We start from the raw sequence: 23,559 nt of genomic DNA on the forward strand, positions 1-23,559 counted from the left end.
TTTAACCCGGAGCGACCCGCGCCAATTTGACGAAATGGAACTGACCATAGGCTCATGGAGTAAAACCATTCCCTATGTCCATCCTGCCAACCCGGTCACCTACAACCTGACGACCCTTGACCTCCAGCAGATCGGTGACGGTACTCGTACAGTGAGCGCCACCATAAAAGATCAACTGAGCAACCTCAGAGTTTCGCCTACGACCTCCATCCTCATCAGTGCCAACCAGCCGCTTATCGTTCCGAAGCTCATTTCCGTTCTTGACGCAACCGGCAACGATGTTCCAGAAGGGAATACAACGAGCAGCACCTCGCTGACACTCCACGGCGAGGCAAGTGCTGGGCGGCAGGTCGAAATCTATGACGGCAGCGGCCCAAGCGCAGTGCCGAAGGGCAAGGTAACGGCTGACCCGACGACAGGAACATGGGTACTGACGATCACAGTACCGTCGGGCGCACGGCGCCTGTATGCAAAATCGCTCTATCACCCGACTAATACCTATTCGAATGTGCGTAATTTGAAAGTGGTGGCGTATGTGGTGGTGGCGTTTCTCAATGGGCCTTACACCGCCACGGCGGGTGATCAGTTGGGAGGCATCGAGTTGAGTTTGACGCAGAACGGGCAGCCGATTGTGGGAATCATCAAGGTGACGTTGCCACAGGGAACAAGGTTTGCCGATGGGACGAGCACCAAGGACTTCACGACAGGAGTTGACGGAAAGGTAACGATTAACGGGGCAACAGCGGGTTCAGTGCAAGGAGTGTTTTCAATTACTGCGTCCAGCAGCGAGACCACGGTAAGTGCGGAATTGAGCATTCGGCCCCCCGATCTGGCTATTGATACGACCGAAATGGAATTGGACGGCGTCATGATAGTTAACCCCTATGGCTGGCCTACCAACGAAATGGCAGGGAACACGGCTACGCGTACTGCGACAGGGGGGGTGCCTCCGTACTCCTACATGTCAGCGAACACACTGGTTGCACAAGTTTCGAGCAGTGGCAAAGTAACGGGATTGAAAAACGGCATCACGAAGATTACGGTCACCGATGCTGCAAACCAGAGCGTTTCGTATTCCGCTAAAGTCTTGAATGTCTACCAGCTTCTCGTTAACAACGCCCTACTGACGGCAGATGAGGGGAAAACATGGATACAAAGCGTTGGAGGTGTAAATAGCTACAACATAATCCAATATGTAACGCCATCTTTGGTCAACCCCGTTCGTGATCTTTACGAAAACCGAATTTACCCTGACCCCCTCGGATCACGAATTTACCAGTACGTCGCAACACAGGTTAATTTTCTATGCTGGAATGGTTCAATCATTGGTGGTTTGGGGTTGCTTTATGGGGACAGTAAGAGGATCAGGGCATTCACTTGCATTCCGACTTGATGGCAAAAGCTAATAACAAAAGGAGACGGAAATATTTCAAAACAAAAAGGGGACGCATTTATTTACGAACCGCGTATCAGTGCGTAGCCGGTTACCTTAAACCGCTTCTTCACGGATTCGCCACGACTGTTTAAAGCCGTTGACCGAAACGTCCGGCAAGCCACAACGCCTTGCGCCATTGCCTACGCATCCGCCAGAATCCGCCGGCTTGTGTGCCTTGAGGGCCGGCTCTATCGTTTCCGGGTCGCTGATGAATCAGCGATCGGGTTTAGCAGCTCGGCAATTCTCAAGGCACGCTGGTTTCGCCATTTCTGTTTTATGGCGGCTTGCGTGGGGCACTTCGGTGCGCCGGGATCCTTGAGCCTGGTCTGCTAACCCGCGTACAGCCGCCACCTCATTCGTTTAGCAGCGATGGATGACGGCTCCATTTCTCAAGGAGCTTCACCATGATCAAACCAACGCCAAACCCGCCCGAAACCGACTCCACCTCGCCTTACGAATCGGTGGATTCAAAGACCTTCCACGAAGCCGCCGAACGCGCCCTCGATCACTACTTCAATCCCCTACTCCCCAGAAAACCGCTGCTCAAACCCAACACCCGCTATCTCATCGCCCCCGGCGTCGACAGTGAAGAACTGCTGGCCGAAGCCTGCGAAACCCTGACTTCGGCCAAAACCATGGCCACCGACTTCGCCGGGCTGGTGGACGGCTCGCATCGGCATGTGCTGTTGGGCATTGCGCAATTGATCATGCTGGGGGAGCTGGCCGTGAACCGGATGCTGGACAATCTGGAGGTGGCGGCTGAGACGCGCGTTTAAGTGGTGAAACCAAAACGGCCCCTTTACGGGGCCGTTTTTCTGCCTGTTCAAATCCTTGGAGATCTCTTCGGCACTCGACCGTTCATCTATAAACAGCCTTCACCTGTCAGATCTGACAGTGGTCGATGCAACTGCATGGTGCTTTGATGAAGCTCATCTCAATTGCCCCGCGAGCAGATGCCATGAACGCCACCACGTCGCCCCCCATCGCCATTTTTGCTCTCACGCCTCCACAAGTCCTCCTCAAGACTGACCCGGTGATTGGTGCGCATATCGGGGTCTCGATCGTCAATCACTACAAAGACCCTTTGGGGATGGCAGTGCTGTTCGGGCCTTGGCAAGGTCAGGATCTGTATGAAACCGTTCACTTGCACCTGAACAACAACCCAAAGCCGATCAGCAGTGAAATCGTATTCAGCATCAGCGACCCGGTGCTGTTACGCCTGCCTGCCGGTTTGCTGCTGGAGGACATCAACAGTTTGCACTGTACGGTTGAGCGTCTTTCAGGCAACGGCGACACGTCTCCCTCATTGACGGTGCTTTACGATGCTTTTGCTCCAGGTGGCGATGAACAGGTACCGGGGGGCGGACATTCGGCACTCGCCATCAACGCCACCCCCACCAGCGTGGACGCCTCACAAGCTGCACAAGGCGTACTGCTAACGCTGGATTATCCGCACAAACATCTCTATGACCTGATCACTGTTGATAGCGGCGGAGTAGAGACCAAACATCGAATCGAACCAACGCCGACCAACCCCAACCCCGACCTGACCCAGCCAATCACACTCACTCTGACTACACCGCACTTTGCCAAGGATCCGAACAATCCGCAGTTCCCGATCAAGTACAACGTGATCAGCCAGACAAACAATTACTCAGGAACAACACAGTTGGGCCAATTCAATGCACAGGATCATTGGTCGATTCCTTGTCTGATCGATGTGCATCTGGATTGGGCAGAACTGCTCGAGGCCATCCTTCAGGAAATCCTCGGAGAAAACGGTGACGATCCGAAAGAAGTCGATCTGGGCAAAATGAATGGCGGGCCATTGTGGGCGCTTATTCACTTGATCAATACGATTTGGCAGGCAGGGGATGAATGCGATCTGACTTTCGAGGCTTTGGTGAACGGGGTCGTGACGGCTACCCATCAAGTGAAGGTGCCAGTCATTCAGGTACCGGGACAATTGTCAGTGGATATTCCCAACGCCAAGGTCATTCCCGGCAGTACGGTGCAGGTGACATTCAAGCAGACCAGGGGAGGGAAAATTGTTGGTGTTTCCAAAACGGCGGAAGCACGGGTGGTAGGGGCCGGGTTACCTGAGTTGGAGATGGATGTCAGCCCGGTGCATTTGTCAGCTGAGCGATACTACGCTGATCAATTCCCCCCCCAATTTCCCGAGTATTTCTTTCCATCCGACCCGAAAAGCGCAAGTTACATCGATCGTAAAGCCACAGGCGGGGTTGGTACGATTATTTATGCTTCCAGCGATACGAACATCGTCTCGGTCAATCAAGACGGCAGGTCCTATGCTCGAGGAAATGGCGAAGCCATCGTTACCGCCACTGACGCTGCCAATCAAAGCAAGAGTTATAAAATCACTACATCCGGTACCGCACATCAGGTGGTTTTCCGATTCTGGACTCCTGGACTTAGTACCTGGAAAGACGCCTCGCAATTTGCAGTGGCCAGCGGTGGAAGGCTTCTCACTCTATCCGAGGTTCAAAGTCATAGTCGAAGCTTCACTCCCACGAAGTATCAGGACTCTGCATTCGGCCATGGAACATGGACATCCACACCTGGCACTAGTGGGGGGCAGCCAGCCTACTGGATTGGAAGATGGGATGGCGCGCATCATTTGCATGCAGATAATCCGACATTTCAGTCGATATACGTCTTCCTCATAACCAAGACATAACAACAAAAGGGGACGCATTTATTTATCAGACCCTGACCTCGGCCAAAACCATGGCCACCGACTTCGCCGTGCTGGTGGATGGTTCGCACCGGCATGTGCAGCTGGGCATTGCGCAATTGATCATGCTAGGGGAACTGGCGGTGAATCGGGCGCTGGATAATCTGGAGTTGGAGGCTGAGGCGCCGCTGTAGCCTGATCGCCTGATCGTTCCCACGCTCCGCGTGGGAATGCAGCCCGGGACGCTCCGCGTCCCTTCCGGAGCTGGAACGCGGAGCGTCCCTTGAGGCATTCCCACGCGGACGATTCGACGCCTCGACGTGGGAACGATCTATAAACCTGCGTGGTTATTCAAACCACTCCTGTCGCTCATTGAACGTTCGCCGAATCAACTCAACCAACGTCTGCACTTCGGCCACATCCCGCGATGAGGAATTAACCGCCAACCAAGCCTGCAACCGCATCGCCTCCTCAAACAACCCCGGCAACGCCACCAACCCGCGATCAAACCGGCTCATGTACATCGGCAACAAACCAATGCACGCACTGCAGCGAATCATCTCCAGCATCAGCTCATACGACTGCATCTGCACCACCCCGGCCAACCGCTGTTCGACCAGCTCATTCCACGGCCGAAAGCTGTCGATCTGCCGATCGTGCTGCCATTGCACCAGCATGAAATCGGCGAGGTCATCCGGACTTTCTGGCCGCGCAGTCACGCGGGAGTAGCGTTTGGCGATGTGCGGCTGGTATTCCAGTTGTGCAAGGCGTTGCGGTTCGCTGGTGGCGAAGGTCGGGCCGGGGTGCGGGGTGTCGCCGTGGGCCAGCCACAGCACGATGTCGGCGCTGACGGCGCGCAGGGCCAGTTCGCTGTCGAGGGCGATGATCTCGAGGCGCACGCTGGCGTTGCGGCGCAGCAGTGCGATGAGGTCGCGGCCGAGGATGTCGTGCAGGATCGATTCGGCGACGGCCAGCCTGATCAAGGGTTGCTCGATTACCGGGAGTTTACGTTCGTGGGCCAGCGCGACCAGTTGCGCCTGCAATTGCTGGCCTTCGCGGGTCAGGCTGAGCGCACTGCCTTGAAAGCTGAACAGCGCGCATTGCAGTTGCTGTTCGAGTTGCGCCAGTTGTTTGCGCAGCAGGGTCGAGCGCACGTTGAGGCTGCGAGCCGCCTGCATAAAGCAGCCGCAACGGGCGCTTACCAGAAAGTACTGCGCGACGTCGCCGTCGAGGGTCGCCGCTTGCGCCAGCCAGGGTTCGTCCTTGTCCCGGGGCCAGCGGAAATCGGCGCTGCTCTGTCGTGCTGCGGGTTCGGTGAATGACATCGATGACTCCCTGTCGATCTTTGTTTTGGTGTGCAGCGCTTAAGGTTTGCTCTCCAGCACCTTATTGAGCTCGGCCCCGTCGATACTCAGCGTCGCGGTATTGAGCATGCCGTCCAGATAGGCCTGGGCGATCTGTTCCTGACGCTGTGCCCGCAAGGCCTGGGTCAGTTGATCGCGCAGCTCCTCGAGTGTTGCGGTGCGGGCCGGTTGTTGTTCGGTGAGTTTGATCACGTGGAAACCGGCGCTGCTCTGAACGGGATCAGAAACCGCACCAACCTTGAGTCGCGCCACCGCACCACGCACTTCCGGCACCAGTTGCTGCAACGGTTGCAGGCCGGTGTCGCCCCCGCGTTCGGCCGTGAGGCGATCCTGAGAAAACTCCTTGGCCAGCGCTGCAAAGTCCGCCGGGGTCGACTGGGCTTTCTTGCTCAACTCCGTCGCCTGTTTGCGCACCACCTCAAGATTCTGTGGCTCATTCACCCCAAGGAAAATCTGGCTGACCCGATACAGCGCGGGCGTCTGCCAATTGGCCTTGCCCGCGTCATACGCCTGCTGCAACTCGGCAGCGCTCGGGTAATCCGCCGGCACCTGGCTCACCGACTGCAAATAGTCGCGAAACACGATCTGTTCGGTGGCGGCGCGGGTCTGCCGCACCACGTCCGGGCGCTGCGCCCAGCCTTGGGCATCGGCCTGTTCCAGCACGGCTTTTTCGGCCAGACGTGAACGAATCCAGCGCTCGAGCGCCTCACGATTACCGCGCAGTTGCTCGCGGGTTTGCGGTGGAACAGCCGCCAGCAACGCCTGCAATTCCTCCGGCGAAACCTGCTGATTGCCTAATCTGGCTACTGCCGGTTCATTGTTTGCAGCAATCACCGGCGCCGGTTGCTGGGCGGCGACCGGGTCATTACCCGGCCGCACCACCAGCGCCACGGCGACCACCAACAGCGCCACCGCAGCGGCGCTGATTACCATGGCAGGTTTTGTCACAGCGCGACTTCCTCTTGCTCAACTTTTGGTGCCTGGGCAACGGCAGCGCTTTGGGTGAAATCACGCAGGTAAACGATGAACTCCTGAAGCAGGCGATCCCACAATTCCAGGTTGCCGCGCAGGTGGTCATTGCTGACGCCCGCCGCTACCACCACGTCCATTTCCATCACCAGAAACTCGCCCTGCAACGACAACCGGGCAAACCGGCGGGTCGCGTTCCACTGCTCGGCCACACCGGCCGGCAATTCACCCTGCACGCGCAAGGCGCAGCTGAAGGTGAAGTCGACGTAGCTGCCCTGCTCCGCCACCGCCGGGTTGCCGAAACGCACGGCATAACCGATGCCCTGGCTGGCGCTGAGCAACTGGACGATGCCGTTCTGTTCGGTCTGGTTGACGCGGTAACCGGCGGCTTGCAGTACGTCGGTCAGGGATTGCGGGGATACGTGGGAGATCAATTGAGTCATTACTTCTTCCTTGTCCATGAGTCTTTTAATCAGTGCGCGATCGCGGCTTGCGGCGCATCGAATTGAGTCTTGTACAGTTCGTCGCCAAAGCCCTGAGCCAGTTCATCGAACTTGACCCGGGCGCTGCCGGCGAAGGGCTGGCGGATCTTCATCACCTCGGCCACATCGATGTTTTCGTAGGCGGTGAGAATCTGCTTGGCCACGCCGTACATCTGCTGATTCTTGACCGAACATTGCTGCACTTGTGTGTCACGTTCAGCCAATTGCGCTTGAAGCTTAGACCGTTCTGCCTCTTTGGCACGGGCCATGACCAACAACTCGTCATAGGCTTTCTTGAATTTGCCGGTCTGCTCGTTGCTGGCCGCGACTTGCGCCTGGGCCTGGCTGTGCAGGCTTTGCTGCTGCCCGGCCAGTTGCTCGGCGAGGCCTTTGGCCTTGGCCAGTTCGGCGGTCAATTGCTTGATTTGCGCCTGCGCAGCCTTGGCTTCGTTCTGCGCCGCCAGTTGCGCGGCGCTGGCCTGGGCCTGCTGGCTTTGCAGGGTTTGCAGCTGCTGGGTGGTGCTGCGCAACTGGGTGCGCAGGCGTTCTTCCATGCCTTCGGCGCTTGCCCCGGTGGCGATCAACATGCCGAGCCCAAGCCATAAAAAGCGGATTTTCATAACCCTCTCCCGGCGCTTAGAAGCGCGTGTTGATCTCAAGCTGCATGACGTCGATATCGAACGGCGCGCCATACACCGCTTCCGAGCTCAACCAGCGGCCGGTGGCGTAGACGTTCTTCGCCAGACCGTAGTTGCCGCCCAGGAAATAGCCTTTGGCGTTGGTGCCGCCGAGGTGGAACGACGAGTCGTTGAAGCCGTCCGGCAAGGCGTCCGGCTGGATGTACTTGTAGCCGGCGAACAGGTTCCAGTCGCCCTGCTTCTTCAGCTCCAGCGCGTTGCCGAGGGTGAACTGGACCATCCACGCATTGGCACCGCTTTCGATGTTGCCGTTGCTGTCGAGGTTGTTGACCAGTTGCCCCGCCGAACGCTTGCGCATGTCGCCTTCGTCGTAGCCGAGGTTGTGGATGTAGTTGCCCTGGCTGCGCAGTTTGAAGTCTTCCGGCAGGTCGGCGTCCCACACCACGTTGAGGTCCAGCAGGTTGAACTCGGACGCCAGGCCAACGAATTGCGGTTGCGGCGTGGTGGTCGGGTTGAGCGGGTTCGGCGTGATGTCACGCAGCAGGAACACGCTGTTGCCCTTCTGCATGAACGCTGCGCGGGTGCCGTCACTGTCGCAGCCGGGTGCGCCAGCCCACGGTTCGCAAGGGCTCGAGCGCTGGCCTTCGATGTCGTCGAAGCGGTAGTAGGCCAGCGCACCTTTCAAGCGATTGTTGCTGTTGATCGCCCATTTGGCGCCGATCTGCGCACCGTACAGCCATTTGTTGTCGCTTTCTTCCTTGTCGAAGCCGTTGCTGGTGGTGGTGTCGTTGGTGTAATCCACCGGGAACGCGCCGACGGTGCCGAACACGCCCCAGTCGCGGCTGAGCTTGTGGTCGAAAATCGCCGCCACGCCGTCGAAGTTCAGGTCGTTGGAATACAGCATGTCAGTGGACATGAACGGGTTGGCGAAGCGGCCACCGGTCAGCGTCAGTTCATCCGACGGCTTCCAGGTCAGGTAACCCTGATCGAGCCAGATGTCCTTTTTCGAGAAGCCGCCGCCGAGGTTCTGGGTGGTCGACACCGGGTTGTTGTCCGAGCCGGTGCCGATGCGGATGCCGGCGGTCCATTCCGGCGAGATCACCGCTTTCATGCCCAGCCGGGCGCGCAGGCGGAACAGGTTTTCGCGGTCTTCGCGGGTGTTGAGCAACGGCGGCAACGCGGTGCTGCTGTTGGGGTTCACGTCGTACGGGCCATTGTTGTTGAGCTTGGCGAAGTCGACGATTTCGTTGCTGTTGCTGCCCGAGTAGTAGCGCGATTCGTCACGCAGACGGATGTCGCCGTCGAAGCTGATGCGCGACGCCCAGTCCGGGAAGGTGTTGGGCGCGGCCCAGTTTTCCTGTTTGGCGGTGGCCATGACTTCGGCCTTGACCTGATCGCGGATCTGGTCGCGCACCGCCGCCGGCACGTATTGCACCCGCACATCACCCGGTGCGGCGACCGGCCCGGCCGCCACGGCAGTAGACGCCGCAGCCTGCTTGGCCTGGGCCGCTTCGTTCTGGGCCTGGGCGATCAGTGCGTCGGCCTTGTCCTGTTTCAGAATGCCCTGCTCGACCAGCAAGCGGATCAGATTGATCGTGGCGTTCTCCGAGGGCGCAGGCGCAGGCGCAGGCGCTGCCGCGGCCTGACCGACCAGGGCCGCGATGACCATGCCGACCGCCAGGGACAATCGATTCACGTTGGAAATCATCTGCACACAACTCCTTTTCATACAGCTTTATGAATTCGGTTAACCCGGACGCCGCCCTTGCAGGGACATGCGCACAGGCAAGGTGATGGAGGCCGGTGGTCGCTCGCTCAGATGCGGCGCGTTACGCAATGCGGCCAACACCTGACTGTCGATCTCGGGGTTGCCGCTGGACTTGATCAGCTCGACCCGGGTGATCTCCCCGACGCTGCTCAGCCACACATCGGCCTGCAGCGAAAACGCGAGGTTGCGCAGGTCGGGGTTCTCGCGCAGCAGCTTCTGGAAGGTGAACGCGAGGAACTGGCTGTAGGTGCCGTTGCCAAGGCGCCCACCGCCGGAACCGGCCATGCCGCCGCCCTTGCCCGCGCCGATGTTGAAGGCGTCGCTGCCGCTCTGGGCGTCACCGTCAATCTGCATCGGGTTGGCCAGGTCGTCGGCCGGCGATGGCGGTGCTTCTTCCTCGGGCTTGACCTCTTGCGGCTCGGGCGCTGGCTCGGGCTCGACGATTTTTTCCTCGACCGGGGTTTCCGGCTCCGGCGGTTTTTCCGGCGGCGGAGGTGGCGGTGGCGGCAACGGAATGATCGTCGGCACCTTCGGCGCTTCCCGGCGGATGCCGCTCATGTCGTTGGCCCACTGCCACAACAGGAATGCCGCGACGGCGCCCAACAGCAGCCCGGCGCCCCACTTCACGTAACGCAGTGGCGACTTCTTCACCGGCAAAGGCTCGATTGGCAGTTGTGCAGTCATCACTCAGCCCTGCGTCGGTTTGCCGGTAACGAGACCGACCTGGGACAGTTCGAGCCGGCGCAGCAGATCCAGCACTTCGATGACCTTCTGGTACTGCACCGTGGCGTCGCCGCGCACGATCACCGGGAAGTCCGGGTTCTGCGCCTTCTCGATGCGCAGGCGTTCTTCCAGCTCCGGCAAGGTCACCGGGTAGGCGTCAAGGAACACCTGGCCACCGTCGTTGACCGAAATCGCCTTGGTCTTGGCCTCCGACAGCGACACGGCGGCGCTGGCCTTGGGCAGGTTGATCTGGATCCCGGAGACCTGCGCAGTAGCGGTGAGGATGAACATCACCAGCACCACCATCAGCACGTCCACCAGTGGCGTGATGTTGATGCTGTCCACTGCGGCATCTTCGTCATCGTCGTGGGAGGCATTTACGGACGCCATGTCAGTGCTCCTCAGGCCGGTACGGAGTGGTTGGCGTGATGACCGCGCTGATGCGCCGCTTCACTGGACTGGCCTTCGCCATGCATCTCCGCCAGACGAGTGATGAACTCGTCGACGAACACGCGCATGTCGGCGCTGACTTCCTTGTTGCGGGTGATCAGGCGGTTGTAGCCAAACAGCGCCGGGATCGCGACGAACAGGCCCATGGCCGTGGCCAGCAGGGCTGCCGCCATACCCGGCGCGATGGCGTTGATGTTGACGTCGCCGGCCATGGCCGTACCGAGGAACACCACCATGATCCCCAGCACCGTGCCGAGCAGGCCGATGTACGGGCCGCCGGCGATGGCGTTGGACAGGGTCGAAAGTTTCGAGCTGAGCTGCTGGTTTTCACGGGTGCGCACGCCGTCCATCGAGCAGCGGATGGCTTCGATGGTTGCGGCGGAAACGGACGAGGTATCGGCGCCCTGCTCGCGGCGGGTGCGGATCTCTTTCACCGCCACCAGATACAGGCGCCACAGCGACGAGTGCTGCAAACGCTGGGCAAGTTGGGTGTCGTCGGCGAACATTTCCAGGCGAGTGCCGACCTTGGCGAACTGCACGCGGAAGTCTTCGTTGGCGGCAGTGACGCGGCTCAGGGTGCTGTTCTTACGCAGCATGATGATCCACGACTGGAACATCATCAGCACCAGCACCGCGATGATGACCCAAGCATCCACCGGCACCGCGTTGAGCAGGAAGCCGAGGCTGCCGAAACCGAAGCCGGACTGTTCTTCATCGACGCCATAGGCGACCAGTTTCGACTCGGCACCCTGGGAAGTGGCGTCGGCCAAAAGCAGCGGCGCCGGGCGGGCGACTTTCGACAGCCGCAACTCGTCAATGGCGCCTACGAACGGCTGGAAAGGACCTTCATGAAGATCGGCGCCGATGGCCATGACCGAATTGAACGCCGGCATCGCCTGAGCCAGTGCCGCGCCTTCGCGACCGTTGATGTACAGCGTCACTTTGGCGCCTTCAGCGGTCAGTGCGACGTGCTGCCATTGGCCCGGATTCAGCGGTTGCGTGGCGATGGCGCGCTGGCCGTCGATTTCCACAAATGGCACGCCTTGGTTCACACCAACCAGCAGGCTGTTGGCGCCTTCGCGGCGGGCCAGGATCAGTTGCTCGCCATTGGCCTGATCCAGACGCAGCCAGGCACTGAAGGTGAAAGCGCTGCCAGCGTTGTGCTGCAGCGACGGGCTGGCCGGAAACAGCAGCGGCTGGCCGCTGAACTGCAAGGCACGCCCTACTACGCCGTCGATGGCGGCGCCGGTCGCGCTCTGCGCGGTGTTGCCGTAAGCGGTGGTGTCTTTCGCCGGGGTGCCAGTAGCGCCGTCGAAGTGATAGAGCGCGGTGTAATTCGGATCGAACGTCAGTTGGCCATTGCCGGTGGCCGGAGCCTTCTGGTTGCCGTAGTACATCCAGATGTCCTGACGCTGACCGCCCTCGACATTCGGCACATCGACCCAGATCAGCGCCATGCCCATCAGCGCGTCGAAGCTTTCGATCTGGTGGTTGAGCACGGTCTTGTCATCGGCGGCGACGAAGCGCAGGTCCGAGCCGTCCTCTTTCACGCCGTCGAAGGTGAAATTGCCGGTGTGCAGGCGCACCAGCAGCGCGGTGCGGCCCAGGGCCTGATTGATCGCGGCGCCTTGTGGCGTGGTGTCGACGGCGATCTGTTTGCGGTAATGCCAGTCGTCCTGCCACCAGGCCTGAGCCGTGGCCGGGAGCACGAAGCCCAGGCAGATCAACAACGAAAGGAATAGGCGCTGCATGAAAAGTGCTCCTTGTTAGAAAGTGGCCTGAAGGTTGAAGTGCAGGCGCGATTCCTGTTTCGAGGTGTTCGGCCCTTCGAGTAGCGGATAGCCCCAGTCGAGGCTGCCGGACAGCCATTTGCTCAGGCTGGCGCGGGTGCCGAGGCCGACGCTGGCCAGGGCGTAATTGGCGTCCTGGTCCGGCAGTTCGTCGCGCAGGTAGAGTTGCGCGCCTTCGGCGAAGGCATAGAAGCGCCAGTCCTGCATCCAGCCGCCGACGTATTTGGCCAGCGACGGTGTGCGCAGCTCTTCGCTCAACAGGAAGCCGTCATCGGCGGTGCGTTCGGCGGCCAGATAACCGCGTACCGAGGTCGCGCCACCGGCAGAGAATTGTTCGTTGGAAACCAGTGGCCCCGACGCCAGCTGGAACGCGGCTTTGCTTGCGCTCTGCCAGTCGCTGTCGAAGGTCCAGGTGAAGTTGGTATCGCCCTTGAGCACGGCGAAACTCGGGTTGGCGCGGTAGCGCTTGTAGTCGAAGTCTTCGTCGGAACTGCCGTAGCCGAAGATGCTGCGAGTGGCCGCGACCAGGCTCAGGCCGAGGCCGAGCTGGCTCTTTTCGCTGTAGCGATAGCCGTTGTAGGCGAAGGTGAACGGCGCGTATTTCAGCGGCACCTTGTCGCTCTGGCCGGACAGGGTCAGGCGTTCGTCGAAGTCCTTGAAATCAATGCCGGCCGACAGCGAGTTCGACCAGTTGCCGCTCGACGGGATCGTGTAGATCGCCGCTACGCCGTAGGAATGGCCCTTGCCGAGCACGTTGCTGCCGCCGATGGTGGCGACGTTACTGTCGGACTGGTAACCGGAGAACTGCACACTCCAGCGCTCGGTCAGCGGCGCGGTGTAGGAACCGGACCAGACCTTGGCGTTGTCGGTTTCCTGGGGTGCGGTGAAGAACGTCAGGTTGACGCTGTGCCCCAACTGCCAGAGGTTGTTGTAGCCGAGGCTGGTGACGGTTCGCAGCTTTTCGGTGTCGGCGCTGTAGTCGTTGTTCAGCCCAACGCTGGCGGTCCACGGGTTCTGGTCTTCGACCTGCAGGTCCACGTCCATGGTGCCGGGGCGCTGGCCTTCGCGCACCAGCGGCATCACCTGCCGGCCCGGGGTCTTGTTGAGTTGCGCCAGTTCGCCCTGGACCTTGGCGAAGTCCGGCACCTCGCCTTCTTTCAGCGCCGGGACGTTGTCGCGGATATCCAGCGGCGAATAGTGTTTGGCGCCGACCACGCGGACCCGGCCGACCTTGGTTTCGCTGACTTGCAGGTAGACGATGCCGTCGGCCACGGCTTGCTCCGGCAGTTCGACGAACACCGATTGATAGCCGCGTTCCTGATAGGCCTTCTGCAGGGCATCCCGCGCGCCTTCGATATCGCTCAAGGCTTTTTGCGGGCCGAGGAACGGGTACACCGCTTCTTCGATCGCCCGCGCATCGAGCACGGTGTTGCCGCGCACGAAGTATTCGTTGACGTCCACCAGACGCTGCGCCGCTGCGTTCCCGGCCTCATCGGCGAACGCCGGCTGCGCGCCGGCCGTCACCAGCAGCCAGCCCCACAGCGCCAGCCGTGACGTGAAAATCTGCTCCACACTACCCCCTGAATTTCGCGATGACCTGTTGGCGCTCATGCGCCTTGCGTGTGCGTCAGTTACTGGCGTTCTTGATTGCTGAAGTGCTGGCCCCGGTGTGCTTGCCCAGCCAGGTGTGCAGCAGCGCGAAGTTCAGCGAGAACTCGGGCATTTGCAGCAGCGCGCCGCAGAACACTTCACCGATGATTTTCTGGATGAGCTGCACCGCACGCGGCTCGTTGAGCAGCGTGGCGATGTCGCGACTGAGGACGTTGAAGCTCCAGACTTTCTGGTTCAGGCCCAAGCCGACGAACCAGCGGAACAGCAGGTTGTAATTGAGCTGTTCGTAGAGCTGCTGCTCGCTGGGCACCGAATACAGCAGTTGCAGCAGCAGGATGTGCATGACCGTCTGCGGGGCGATCAGCATGCCGGGCCGGGCATTGAGGTCGTGCAGGAGATCGCGGTGGGCATCGAGCAAGTCATCGATCTGCGGGCGCAGCAGCACCAGCGAATGCCCCGGCGGAATGTAGCTGGAGACCTCTTTCAAGGCGCCCTGCCAGTCATCCTGCGACACAATCCAGACCCACGGCGCGCCGTAGCGATACACCGAAACCGGCTTCTTGCGCGCGGCTTCGACGATCTTCGACAGGCGTTGATCGAGTTCCTGCATGCCCACTTTCGAGTAGCGTTCCATAGTCCCCATTGCCTCACTCCCGGCGTCCCGCCTCGGCTTGTGAAAAGCGCCCAAAGGGCCCCTCAAGCGCGTTACATAGGCATGACCGGACTGGCGATGTGCTACCGAACTTTTGTCATAAAAGCTTCATTACAGAAATTGATCGGGGAATTGCAGACAGCACAAATACTGTGGGAGCTGGCTTGCCAGCGATGGGGTCAGGTCAGCAACATTTACTTGGCTGACACACCGTCATCGCTGGCAAGCCAGCTCCCACAGGGTTATGGGGTGTTTTCAGAAAAACATTCCGTCAGGTGTAGACGGGCCAAATGTCGACGATCTTGCCGCCACGCACCGCCAGCAAGTCGCCGAATTGCAGGAGGACGGCTTCGGTCTGGGTCGGGCGCAAGAACACCTGATCCTCCACCGTCAGCCCAACGGCATTCGAACCATTGACCATTTCCTGATTCGAACTGCGCCCGTAAACACTATTGCTCTGCAATCCGGGCGGTGATTCGAACTCGGCCATCCAGTTACCGCCGTAGATGAAAAAGGTCTGCCGCTGGTTGGTGTCCCACCACGAAAACAGCTTCGATTTGTCATCCAGCGCCGGGATGTTCACCGCACCGGTGCTTTTCAACACCGGCGTGGCGATGTACGCGGCAGGTTCGTGCTCGACCAGCGACGGCAGGTCGTAATGCGTCGGCTTGAGCATCGCCGTCCCCACCGACACTTCACTGCTCAGGCTTTCGTTTTCATGCATGCGATAACTCGGGCTGCCGGCCGTATTCAGGCACAAGCCGTCATGCCACAGCGCCGGATATTGCTGCCGGGTGAAGTCGACGCAGCGCTGATAAATCGCCATCACCTTGGCGAACAGTTCCTCGGGCGAACCGAGAATCCCCGGCACGCCCATGCCCACGAACGGGTCGTAGCCCATGAACCCGGCAAACTCCAGGTGCTGTGGGTTGGCGGCGATCAGCGCGAGCATCGGCCCGAGCACGTTCACGTCACTGACGCCGCCTCGGTGCAGGCCGACGTCCAGCTCGATGTTGATCCGCATCCGCGTGCCCAAGCCCTGGGCCAGCGCGAGGTATTGCTGCAAGCGTTCGGGGTTGTCGATCAGCCATTGCAGTTGCTTCGTCGGGTCGAACGGGCCTTTGTGGGTTTGATAGAACAGCTCTGCCGAGCGCACCGGCAACGGCTTGCCTAGCAGAATGTCGGACTGCGGAAACTTCACCGCATCGTGATTGAGGAACGGCTGATGAAACGACATCAGCCGCTGCGTCCCTGCCCTTTGGCCGATGTAGCTGAGCAGGCCCGGCGATGGCAATGACTTCTCCACCAGCCGCAACTGCTTGCCCGCGCGTTTGACCGAGCGCATCACTACGTCGATGTTGTGGTCGAGTCGATCCAGATCGATCAGCAACACCGGGCGCATCGGGCCTTTGGTCTTGAGCTCATTGTTCAGCGCCCGGAAATAGTCACTGTAAGGCCCGCCGCGATCCCCCGGCCTTAACAACGCACCCACGCCCACCAGCAAAGCGCCAACACCCAAAGTCCCGAGCACGAAATTACGTCGATTGACCGCCATCAGCTCACCCCCAGAATCGACGACAGATGCCCGTTGAGAAACTTGCCGCTCGGGTCCAGCGCCTCGCGTACCTGAATGAATTCCTGCCAGCGCGGATAGAGCGTTTGCAACGTGCGGGCATTGAGCGTGTGCAACTTGCCCCAGTGCGGGCGGCCGTTGTACTTCCAGAAGATCGGCTCGACGGCGGCGAAGAAGTTGTGGTGGTCCATCTGGTAATGCTGGTGGACCGAGATCGAACAGCTGTCGCGACCTTCGAACATGCTCAGCGGAATGTCGTCGGCCTTCACGTAACGGTACTCGATGGGAAACCAGGTGCGCAGGTCCTTGTCGCGGATCAGCTTGAGAATCTCGCGCAGGCAGGCGGGGCCGTGTTCGGCGGGCACCGAATATTCCATCTCGTTGAAACGCACGGTGCGCACGTTGGCGTAGATGTCGAACGAGTCGCCAACCCGGTCATCGAAACTCGCCAGATGCCGCAGACTGTTGAGCAGCGAACTGCGCAAGTTCGGGAAATCGCTGCCGTACTTGTCGATCTTCTCGATCAGGGTCACGAACTCGTTGCCACCCTCCTCTTCAGGCGGAATCGGTGGCGTGGGCGGGTCGGTGGTTTCGTTAAGGGCAATCGACAAGGCGTAGTCGGAATGGGTGACGACGAGCATTTCCCAGTGCTGGTTTTCGCTCGTGTTCTTATCCAGGTCTTCGAGCAGTTCTTCGGTTTTGGCGATCCACTGGGTTTCCCGCAGGCGATAGGCCGGGCGGTTTTGCAGGCGGATTTTGGTGGCCACACCCAGCGCGCCGAGGGACACCCGGGCGGCGTTGAACACTTCGGGATGACGCTGGCTGTCGCAGTCCAGCACCTCGCCACTGGCAGTCACCAGTTGCATCCCGCAGACGTGTGCGGAATAGGACTGGAAGGTTTTGCCGGTGCCGTGGGTCGAGGTGGAAATGGCCCCGGCGAGGGTCTGGTAATCGATGTCGGCCATGTTTTGCAGGGCCTGGCCGATGTCCTTGAGCGGCGTGCCCATGCGCGACATCGGCGTGCCGGCGGCGAATTCGGCTTGCAGGGTTTTCGGGTCGTGGTCGAGCAGGCCGTTGAAGTAGCTCAGCGACAGTAACGTGCCGTCGGTGGGCACCAGCGCGCTGAAGGAATGCGCCGAGCCGACCGGGCGAATCTTGCCCGGTGCCTGCTGAATCACCGCCGTCAATTCGTCCAGATTCTTCGGCGCCACCCGCGCCGCCGGAAGGCAACTCTGCCCGCCCGACCAGTTGCGCCAGGGAATCAGTCGCGGCGCGCGCATCAACTGGCCCAGCGCCGGATTGCAGGCCAGCGCGCTGAACGCGCCGACGATGCTTGCCCGTTGCAACAACTGCCGGCGTGTCAGATCTATCGGCATGCCAGGATCCTTATTGAGGGAGCGGCTGATCGGCCATGAAGCCGATCAACTGAAGAAATTGTTCTTCCGAGCACTCGACGCACTGACCCATCGGCGGCATGCCGTTATACCCATTGATTGCGTGGTCGAGCAGCGTGTCGGCGCCCTGCTGGATGCGCGGTTCCCAGGCCTTGCGGTCACCGGTCAGCGGCGCATTCGCGGCGGGGTTGGCGTGGCAGAGCTGGCAGCTGTTGGCGTAGATCTGCGCCAGCGCCGGGTCTTTGGGAATGGTGTTGTTGGTGCTGGCCGGGGGGTTGGGGTCTTCGCCGCAGCCAGGCAGCGTCATGGCCAACGCCAGTAATAATGTGAGTCGGATTGCCCGCATAACGGCCTCGCTTATTGTTGTGGTCACACCTTAAGGCAGGCGGGTCGGCGGGTTGAGGGCATTGCGGGACATTGAGGGGGGCAAACGGGGCCAGCCCATTACCTGAAGACGATCGTTCCCACGCTCCGCGTGGGAATGCAGCCCTGGACGCTCTGCGTCCGCTTGGAACGCGGAGCGTCCCTTGAGGCATTTCCACGCAGAGCGTGGGAACGATCATGTGTGGATGCCCGCTCTGCTGTGCGGTTTCGCGTGACATTCGCGTGACATTTGCGGGTTTAAATTTCCGCGCATTCAGGCGTATAACCTGTTGAGACTTTTTGATCTGCATGCGGACATCAACACGGGGTAGCGACATGACCACAGCAAACATCCTTGGCAACCTGTTCCCTTCTGTCAGCGACATCCCGGAAAAATACCGCCTCGACGGTCAGGTCGAGCAACGCGAATACCTGGTCGATGGCGAGTTGCGCCGCTGGGACGGCCCGCTCGCCACCGTACGCAGCCCGGTCTATCTGCACGGCGATAATGGCGACGAACAAGTGATCCTCGGCAGCACACCGCTGCTGGACGCCGACACCGCCCTCACCGCCCTCGACGCCGCCGTCCGCGCCTACGACCGGGGCCAGGGCCTGTGGCCGACCATGCGCGTGGCCGAACGCATCCAGCACGTCGAGGCCTTCCTCGGGCGCATGCGCCAGCAGCGCGACGCCGTGGTGAAGCTACTGATGTGGGAAATCGGCAAGAACCTCAAGGACTCAGAAAAAGAGTTCGACCGCACCTGCGACTACATCGTCGACACCATCAATGCGCTGAAAGAACTCGACCGCCGCTCCAGCCGTTTCGAGCTGGAACAGGACACCCTCGGCCAGATCCGCCGCGTCCCGCTCGGCGTGGCGCTGTGCATGGGCCCTTACAACTATCCGCTGAACGAGACGTTCACCACGCTGATTCCGGCGCTGATCATGGGCAACACCGTGGTGTTCAAGCCAGCCAAGCTCGGCGTGCTGCTGATCCGTCCTTTGCTTGAAGCTTTCCGCGACAGCTTCCCGACCGGCGTGATCAACGTGATCTACGGCAGCGGCCGCGAGACCGTCAGCGCGCTGATGGCCAGCGGCAAGATCGACATTTTCGCCTTCATCGGCACCAACAAGGCCGCCAGCGACCTGAAGAAGCTGCACCCGAAACCACACCGCTTGCGCGCCGCGCTGGGGCTGGATGCGAAGAACCCCGGCATCGTCCTGCCGGAAGTCGATCTGGATAACGCGGTCAGCGAAGCGGTCACCGGCTCCCTGTCGTTCAACGGCCAGCGCTGCACTGCGTTGAAGATTCTGTTCGTGCATGAAGATGTGGTGGACAGCTTCATCGAGAAATTCAACGCCAAACTGGCCAGCCTCAAACCAGGCATGCCGTGGGACAGCGGGGTTTCGCTGACGCCGCTGCCGGAGTCGGGCAAGGTCGATTATCTGCATGGGCTGGTGGCTGACGCGCAGAGCAAAGGCGCGCAAGTGGTCAACCCGAATGGCGGCGAAGCGCGGGCTTCGTTCTTCTACCCGGCGGTGCTGTACCCGGTGACGCCGCAGATGCGCGTGTATCAGGAAGAGCAGTTCGGCCCGGTGGTGCCGATTGTGCCGTACCGTCACCTCGATACCGTGATCGACTACGTGCTGGAATCGGATTTCGGCCAGCAACTGAGCATCTTCGGCACCAACCCGGTGGCGGTCGGCCGCCTGGTCGACACCTTCGCCAACCAGGTCGGGCGGATCAACCTCAACGCCCAGTGCCAGCGCGGCCCGGACACCTACCCATTCAATGGTCGCAAGAACTCCGCCGAGGGCACGCTGTCGGTACACGATGCGCTGCGGGTGTTTTCGATCCGTACGCTGGTGGCCACCAAGTTCCAGGAACCCAACAAGGATCTGATCAGCGAAATCATTCGCGGCCGCGATTCGAACTTCATCGCCACCGACTACATCTTCTGAGGAGGAATCAGCGCTGAGCACTTTCAGCCCCCACCGCTGGCCGCCGCTGTTGCGGCGGATCCTGCGGCCGTTGCTCGACCCGTATCGACGTTATCGCCATGCACGAACGATTCACGCGGTGCGGGTGGCGTTGGGGTTGCTGGCAACGATCCTGCTGACCACCGGCATCAATCTGCCCCACGGCGAATGGGCGTCGGTGACCATGCTGGTGGTGATTGGCGGCCTGCAGCATCACGGCAACATCGGCAAGAAAGCCGCCGAGCGTGCCACCGGCACCTTGATCGGTGCCGGCGTCGGTTTGTTGATAGTGGCGCAACAGGCGTGGCTGGGCATGCCGTGGCTGACCTATTTTGCGATGGCGGTGGTGTGCGGATTCTTCTCGTATCACGCCATCGGCAAGGGCGGCTACACCGCCCTGCTCTCGGCCATCACCGTGTTCATCGTCGCCGGCCATGGCGACAACCCGATCACCGACGGGCTGTGGCGCGGGGTCGATATCCTGATCGGTATCGCTTTGGCGCTGGCCTTTTCCTTCGCTTTGCCGCTGTACGCGGTGTACTCGTGGCGGTACAACCTGGCCGATGCGCTGCGCGATTGCGCGACGGTGTACGGACGGATCATCGGCGGCCAACCGGTGACCGCCGACGAACACTTGAAGTTGATGAATCGGCTGAACGCGGTGATGGTGCAACTGCGCTCGCTGATGCCGTCGGTGTCCAAGGAGGTCAAAGTGTCGATGACCGAACTGGACGCCATCCAGCGCAACCTGCGCATGTGCATCAGCACCCTGGAAATCCTCGGCAACATCCGCCCGGACGCCAACGACCCCGACGCCATGACGCACCTGCAAGCGGCGCTCAAGGCCGAACACCGGCACATTCGCGTGCAGTTGATCGGCATGGCCCGAGCGTTGAAAACCGGTGCGTCCGGTCGATTGGGACGCCCGGTGGAATTGCCGGACGCCAGCCTCGACACGCAGGTCTACAGCCCGCTGGACGGCTACCGTTTGCTGACCCGGCAACTGGCGGCCAACATCGGCGAAATGCGCCAGCGCCTGGCGAAGACTGCGCCGCGCTGGAACATCTGAGATTTACTGCACGGCCAGGCGCCGCGCCTTGAAGCCCCAACCCTGTTGCATGCCGGCAGCGGCCAACAGGATCGCTGCCACGCCGATCCATTGCAGGGTTTGCAGTTGATGACCGAAGGCAAACCAGTCGACGAAAATCGCCGCAATCGGGTAGATAAACGACAGAGCGCCGGTCAATGCAGTCGGCAGTTTCTGGATCGCACCGTAAAGCAGCACGTACATCAGACCGGTGTGGACGATGCCCAGCGTCACCAGACTGGCCCAGGCACTTGGCGCCTCGGGCATTGCTGAAAAATGCGCTAATGGCGCGAGCAACAGCACGCCGGTGCAGACCTGGATCAGCGCAATCAGATGCGGCGGCGTGCCGGTCAGGCGCTTGATGATCAACGCAGCTATGGCGTACAGAAACGCCGCCCCCAGCGCCAGCGCGATCCCCATCAAGTAGTCACTGCCGCCCTCGCCCTGCCCGCCGTGGGCACTGACGATGGCCAGCATCCCCATGAAAGAAATCGCCAGCCAGAACAGCTTCTGCAAGGTGATCCTCTCGCTCAGAAACAGCGCCGCCAATCCCACCAACATGAACGGCTGCACGTTGTACACCGCCGTGCCGATGGCAATCGAGGCCCGTGAATAGGAGGCGAACAGCAGCACCCAGTTGCCCACAATCGCTACACCGCTGAGCACCGCGAGCAGAAACGTGGTGCGGGTCAGGATGCCCGGGCGCAGGAAGCCGAAAGCGGCGCAGATCAGCAGCAAGGTCCCGGCGCCGAACACGCAGCGCCAGAACACCACGTCCAGCACCGGTTGCCCGGACACCAGCACGAACCAGCCAATCGTCCCGGATATCAGCATGGCGGCGGTCATTTCAAATGAGCCGCGACGGATTGTTTTGTCCATCATCAATCTCCTTAATGTGTGGCAAAAGTATGCCAAGCGTGACCGGGGCTTCTCCAGCGTAAAAAGCAGGCTAAACTCGATTTCTGCCTTTTTTATCGAGGGTGGTTTGCATCATTCGCCTAATGCGGGAGTTTTTGTATGACCGACGATATCGACCAGATCCTGATCGGGGCCTTGATGGAGGATTCACGGCGCTCGCTCAAGGCGCTGGCGCAGATCAGCGGGTTGTCTTCGCCGAGCGTGGCCGAGCGTTTGCGCCGCTTGGAAGAACGCGGTGTGCTCAAGGGGTACACCGTAGAGATCGATCCCAAATGCTTCGGTTATCAGTTGCAGGCGATTGTCCGGGTGCGGCCATTGCCGGGGCAATTGCAGGAAGTGGAGCGGCAGATCATGTCGATTCCCGAGTTCACCGAGTGCGACAAGGTCACCGGCGAGGACTGCTTTATCGCCCGCCTGCATGTGCGCTCGATGGAACAGCTGGACACCTTGCTCGACCGGTTGAATACCTTGGCAGAAACCAATACAGCGATCGTCAAGAAGACCCCGGTAAAACGTCGATTGCCGCCGATGGCGTGAGCGGCGTAGATTGAGTTTTTCCGGCGAAGGATTGGCGGCATGAAAATTCAGGCAATGATGCTGGCGGTGTTGATGCTGTCCGGGTGCGGGACGGTGCAGACCGTAGCATTCAGTGACAAGCATTCCACCGATCAGTTGAAAGCGAACAAATCCTACTGCGGCGCTGTACCGCGCATCTACAGCGGCGTGACGTACGACTTCTGCATGCTGCACGCCGAAAAGCCGGATGACGTCGATGCGTTCAACTACAAGAACGCGACGCCGGGTCTGCTGGTGGACGCGGCCGTGTCGGGAGTGCTCGATACGTTGCTGCTGCCCTACACGATCTACAAGCAACAGGCCGATGGCAGCATCGTGATCAATTGATCGCTGCTCTCTTTTTCGCAGGCAACAAAAAACCCGCTTTCGCGGGTTTTCTGTTTATTGCAGTGCAGCGATCAGTCGTCGCGGCTCATGATGCCGAAGATCTGCAACAGGCTGACGAACAGGTTGTAGATCGATACATACAGGCTGATGGTCGCCATGATGTAGTTGCGCTCGCCGCCGTGGATGATGGCGCTGGTCTGGAACAGGATGCAAACCGAGGAGAACAGCACGAAACCTGCGCTGATCGCCAGTTGCAGGCCGCTGATCTGGAAGAACATGCTTGCCAGCGTCGCGCCAAGCAGGACGAAGAAACCGGCGGTGATGAAGCCACCGAGGAAGCTCATGTCCTTGCGGGTGATCAGCACGTAAGCCGACAGACCACCGAACACCAGTGCGGTCATCGCGAACGCGGAGCTGACCACTTCAGCGCCGCCCTGCATGCCCAGGTAACGGTTGAGGATCGGGCCGAGCAGGAAACCCATGAAACCGGTCAGGGCAAACGCCGACACCAGGCCCCAGGCGGAATCACGAAGCTTGTTGGTGAGGAAGAACAGCCCGTAGAAACCGATCAGCACCACGAAAATATTCGGGTAGCCGACCCGCATCTGCTGGGCCACGAACGCCATCACACCGCTGAATGCGAGGGTGAGCGCCAGTAGACCGTAAGTGTTGCGCAGGACGCGGCTAACCTCTAGCTGCTCAGCCTGCACGCTGTTGTGAACTGCGTAATCCTGTTCGCGCATGGCGACACTCCTGTTGGTTTG

22 protein-coding genes and 1 pseudogene are annotated in these 23,559 nt (G+C 60.4%); 8 read left to right on the forward strand and 15 right to left on the reverse strand.

Features of this window, described 5'->3' with window-relative positions; all coding sequences use genetic code 11:
* From CAF74_RS18635 to CAF74_RS29270, 4 genes and pseudogenes are all read left to right on the forward strand, one after another.
* Positions 1 to 1,393 (forward strand): Ig-like domain-containing protein (locus tag CAF74_RS18635; protein ID WP_371857344.1); only part of this gene is annotated, 1,393 nt, incomplete at its 5' end.
* Positions 1,394 to 1,839: 446 nt separating this feature from the next.
* The gene (locus CAF74_RS18640; protein ID WP_085747265.1) at positions 1,840 to 2,211 is read left to right on the forward strand and encodes a DUF6124 family protein; all 372 of its coding nucleotides are present in this window, start codon (positions 1,840 to 1,842) and stop codon (positions 2,209 to 2,211) included.
* A 146-nt stretch (positions 2,212 to 2,357) separates the two neighbouring features.
* A complete protein-coding gene (locus CAF74_RS18645; protein WP_085747266.1) occupies positions 2,358 to 4,133 on the forward strand; it encodes a hypothetical protein in 1,776 nt (591 codons plus the stop codon).
* Positions 4,134 to 4,159: 26 nt separating this feature from the next.
* Positions 4,160 to 4,324 (forward strand): annotated as a pseudogene (locus CAF74_RS29270) (DUF6124 family protein); the annotation flags it as partial.
* A gap of 153 nt (positions 4,325 to 4,477) precedes the next feature.
* Here CAF74_RS29270 and CAF74_RS18650 read toward each other — a convergent pair.
* From CAF74_RS18650 to CAF74_RS18710, 13 genes are all read right to left on the reverse strand, one after another.
* The gene (locus tag CAF74_RS18650) at positions 4,478 to 5,455 is read right to left on the reverse strand and encodes a LysR family transcriptional regulator (RefSeq protein ID WP_085747267.1); all 978 of its coding nucleotides are present in this window, start codon (positions 5,453 to 5,455) and stop codon (positions 4,478 to 4,480) included.
* Positions 5,456 to 5,494: 39 nt separating this feature from the next.
* Complete coding sequence (locus CAF74_RS18655) at positions 5,495 to 6,427, reverse strand: peptidylprolyl isomerase (protein ID WP_371857350.1); 933 nt, start codon at positions 6,425 to 6,427, stop codon at positions 5,495 to 5,497.
* Between the two features lie 11 nt (positions 6,428 to 6,438).
* On the reverse strand, positions 6,439 to 6,906 hold the full coding sequence (locus CAF74_RS18660) for a YbjN domain-containing protein (RefSeq protein WP_085683839.1): 468 nt from the start codon (positions 6,904 to 6,906) through the stop codon (positions 6,439 to 6,441).
* Between the two features lie 29 nt (positions 6,907 to 6,935).
* Positions 6,936 to 7,565, reverse strand: coding sequence for a DNA repair protein (locus tag CAF74_RS18665; protein ID WP_085747269.1), 630 nt, complete (start codon positions 7,563 to 7,565; stop codon positions 6,936 to 6,938).
* Positions 7,566 to 7,581: 16 nt separating this feature from the next.
* Positions 7,582 to 9,291 (reverse strand): putative porin, encoded by a 1,710-nt coding sequence (locus tag CAF74_RS18670; RefSeq protein ID WP_085747270.1) that lies wholly within the window; start codon positions 9,289 to 9,291, stop codon positions 7,582 to 7,584.
* Positions 9,292 to 9,330: 39 nt separating this feature from the next.
* Positions 9,331 to 10,035 carry an energy transducer TonB gene (locus CAF74_RS18675; protein WP_085747271.1) on the reverse strand — a complete coding sequence of 235 codons (705 nt, stop codon included), beginning with the start codon at positions 10,033 to 10,035 and terminating at the stop codon, positions 9,331 to 9,333.
* 3 nt (positions 10,036 to 10,038) lie between these two features.
* Positions 10,039 to 10,464 (reverse strand): biopolymer transporter ExbD, encoded by a 426-nt coding sequence (locus CAF74_RS18680; protein ID WP_007955109.1) that lies wholly within the window; start codon positions 10,462 to 10,464, stop codon positions 10,039 to 10,041.
* Positions 10,465 to 10,475: 11 nt separating this feature from the next.
* Positions 10,476 to 12,275: a DUF2341 domain-containing protein gene (locus CAF74_RS18685; protein WP_085747272.1), complete on the reverse strand. Its 1,800-nt coding sequence runs from the start codon at positions 12,273 to 12,275 to the stop codon at positions 10,476 to 10,478.
* A 15-nt stretch (positions 12,276 to 12,290) separates the two neighbouring features.
* Positions 12,291 to 13,886 carry a ShlB/FhaC/HecB family hemolysin secretion/activation protein gene (locus CAF74_RS18690; protein WP_085747273.1) on the reverse strand — a complete coding sequence of 532 codons (1,596 nt, stop codon included), beginning with the start codon at positions 13,884 to 13,886 and terminating at the stop codon, positions 12,291 to 12,293.
* Positions 13,887 to 13,941: 55 nt separating this feature from the next.
* Positions 13,942 to 14,568 carry a transposase gene (locus CAF74_RS18695; protein WP_085747274.1) on the reverse strand — a complete coding sequence of 209 codons (627 nt, stop codon included), beginning with the start codon at positions 14,566 to 14,568 and terminating at the stop codon, positions 13,942 to 13,944.
* 280 nt (positions 14,569 to 14,848) lie between these two features.
* On the reverse strand, positions 14,849 to 16,132 hold the full coding sequence (locus CAF74_RS18700) for a DSD1 family PLP-dependent enzyme (RefSeq protein ID WP_085747275.1): 1,284 nt from the start codon (positions 16,130 to 16,132) through the stop codon (positions 14,849 to 14,851).
* The gene (locus tag CAF74_RS18705) at positions 16,132 to 17,460 is read right to left on the reverse strand and encodes a D-arabinono-1,4-lactone oxidase (RefSeq protein WP_176240504.1); all 1,329 of its coding nucleotides are present in this window, start codon (positions 17,458 to 17,460) and stop codon (positions 16,132 to 16,134) included. The genes CAF74_RS18700 and CAF74_RS18705 overlap by 1 nt, the downstream gene beginning before the upstream one ends.
* A gap of 76 nt (positions 17,461 to 17,536) precedes the next feature.
* Positions 17,537 to 17,890 carry a cytochrome c5 family protein gene (locus CAF74_RS18710; protein ID WP_085747277.1) on the reverse strand — a complete coding sequence of 118 codons (354 nt, stop codon included), beginning with the start codon at positions 17,888 to 17,890 and terminating at the stop codon, positions 17,537 to 17,539.
* A gap of 353 nt (positions 17,891 to 18,243) precedes the next feature.
* On the opposite strand from CAF74_RS18710, the gene CAF74_RS18715 reads away from it, so the two are divergent.
* Both CAF74_RS18715 and CAF74_RS18720 read left to right on the forward strand, forming a co-directional pair.
* On the forward strand, positions 18,244 to 19,869 hold the full coding sequence (locus CAF74_RS18715) for an NADP-dependent glyceraldehyde-3-phosphate dehydrogenase (RefSeq protein ID WP_007955118.1): 1,626 nt from the start codon (positions 18,244 to 18,246) through the stop codon (positions 19,867 to 19,869).
* Between the two features lie 46 nt (positions 19,870 to 19,915).
* Positions 19,916 to 20,956 carry an FUSC family protein gene (locus CAF74_RS18720; protein ID WP_176240505.1) on the forward strand — a complete coding sequence of 347 codons (1,041 nt, stop codon included), beginning with the start codon at positions 19,916 to 19,918 and terminating at the stop codon, positions 20,954 to 20,956.
* A 3-nt stretch (positions 20,957 to 20,959) separates the two neighbouring features.
* On the opposite strand, the gene CAF74_RS18725 is transcribed toward CAF74_RS18720, so the two are convergent.
* The gene (locus CAF74_RS18725) at positions 20,960 to 21,853 is read right to left on the reverse strand and encodes a DMT family transporter (RefSeq protein ID WP_085747279.1); all 894 of its coding nucleotides are present in this window, start codon (positions 21,851 to 21,853) and stop codon (positions 20,960 to 20,962) included.
* Positions 21,854 to 21,991: 138 nt separating this feature from the next.
* Here CAF74_RS18725 and CAF74_RS18730 point away from each other — a divergent pair, with 138 nt between their 5' ends.
* Both CAF74_RS18730 and CAF74_RS18735 read left to right on the forward strand, forming a co-directional pair.
* The gene (locus CAF74_RS18730; protein ID WP_007955121.1) at positions 21,992 to 22,429 is read left to right on the forward strand and encodes an Lrp/AsnC family transcriptional regulator; all 438 of its coding nucleotides are present in this window, start codon (positions 21,992 to 21,994) and stop codon (positions 22,427 to 22,429) included.
* 39 nt (positions 22,430 to 22,468) lie between these two features.
* Entirely contained in the window at positions 22,469 to 22,795 is a 327-nt protein-coding gene (locus CAF74_RS18735; protein WP_085747280.1) for a YceK/YidQ family lipoprotein, read from the forward strand.
* A 71-nt stretch (positions 22,796 to 22,866) separates the two neighbouring features.
* Here CAF74_RS18735 and CAF74_RS18740 read toward each other — a convergent pair whose 3' ends face one another.
* Positions 22,867 to 23,538, reverse strand: coding sequence for a Bax inhibitor-1/YccA family protein (locus tag CAF74_RS18740; protein ID WP_007955123.1), 672 nt, complete (start codon positions 23,536 to 23,538; stop codon positions 22,867 to 22,869).
* Positions 23,539 to 23,559 lie beyond the last annotated feature (21 nt).

The sequence above is a fragment of the Pseudomonas sp. R45(2017) genome (assembly GCF_002112305.1).
In the GTDB taxonomy this organism is placed as follows: Bacteria; Pseudomonadota; Gammaproteobacteria; order Pseudomonadales; family Pseudomonadaceae; genus Aquipseudomonas; species Aquipseudomonas paraglycinae.

What these genes read in the sequence shown, in the direction of transcription:
- CAF74_RS18685 (WP_085747272.1), bottom strand. Translation starts at nt 12,275, where the DNA reads ATGCAGCGCCTATTCCTTTCGTTGTTGATCTGCCTGGGCTTCGTGCTC.
- CAF74_RS18725 (WP_085747279.1), bottom strand. Translation starts at nt 21,853, where the DNA reads ATGGACAAAACAATCCGTCGCGGCTCATTTGAAATGACCGCCGCCATG.
- CAF74_RS18660 (WP_085683839.1), bottom strand. Translation starts at nt 6,906, where the DNA reads ATGACTCAATTGATCTCCCACGTATCCCCGCAATCCCTGACCGACGTA.
- CAF74_RS18655 (WP_371857350.1), bottom strand. Translation starts at nt 6,427, where the DNA reads ATGGTAATCAGCGCCGCTGCGGTGGCGCTGTTGGTGGTCGCCGTGGCG.
- CAF74_RS18715 (WP_007955118.1), top strand. Translation starts at nt 18,244, where the DNA reads ATGACCACAGCAAACATCCTTGGCAACCTGTTCCCTTCTGTCAGCGAC.
- CAF74_RS18700 (WP_085747275.1), bottom strand. Translation starts at nt 16,132, where the DNA reads ATGGCGGTCAATCGACGTAATTTCGTGCTCGGGACTTTGGGTGTTGGC.
- CAF74_RS18680 (WP_007955109.1), bottom strand. Translation starts at nt 10,464, where the DNA reads ATGGCGTCCGTAAATGCCTCCCACGACGATGACGAAGATGCCGCAGTG.
- CAF74_RS18735 (WP_085747280.1), top strand. Translation starts at nt 22,469, where the DNA reads ATGAAAATTCAGGCAATGATGCTGGCGGTGTTGATGCTGTCCGGGTGC.
- CAF74_RS18665 (WP_085747269.1), bottom strand. Translation starts at nt 7,565, where the DNA reads ATGAAAATCCGCTTTTTATGGCTTGGGCTCGGCATGTTGATCGCCACC.
- CAF74_RS18650 (WP_085747267.1), bottom strand. Translation starts at nt 5,455, where the DNA reads ATGTCATTCACCGAACCCGCAGCACGACAGAGCAGCGCCGATTTCCGC.
- CAF74_RS18675 (WP_085747271.1), bottom strand. Translation starts at nt 10,035, where the DNA reads ATGACTGCACAACTGCCAATCGAGCCTTTGCCGGTGAAGAAGTCGCCA.
- CAF74_RS18740 (WP_007955123.1), bottom strand. Translation starts at nt 23,538, where the DNA reads ATGCGCGAACAGGATTACGCAGTTCACAACAGCGTGCAGGCTGAGCAG.
- CAF74_RS18730 (WP_007955121.1), top strand. Translation starts at nt 21,992, where the DNA reads ATGACCGACGATATCGACCAGATCCTGATCGGGGCCTTGATGGAGGAT.
- CAF74_RS18670 (WP_085747270.1), bottom strand. Translation starts at nt 9,291, where the DNA reads ATGATTTCCAACGTGAATCGATTGTCCCTGGCGGTCGGCATGGTCATC.
- CAF74_RS18640 (WP_085747265.1), top strand. Translation starts at nt 1,840, where the DNA reads ATGATCAAACCAACGCCAAACCCGCCCGAAACCGACTCCACCTCGCCT.
- CAF74_RS18645 (WP_085747266.1), top strand. Translation starts at nt 2,358, where the DNA reads ATGAAGCTCATCTCAATTGCCCCGCGAGCAGATGCCATGAACGCCACC.
- CAF74_RS18695 (WP_085747274.1), bottom strand. Translation starts at nt 14,568, where the DNA reads ATGGGGACTATGGAACGCTACTCGAAAGTGGGCATGCAGGAACTCGAT.
- CAF74_RS18710 (WP_085747277.1), bottom strand. Translation starts at nt 17,890, where the DNA reads ATGCGGGCAATCCGACTCACATTATTACTGGCGTTGGCCATGACGCTG.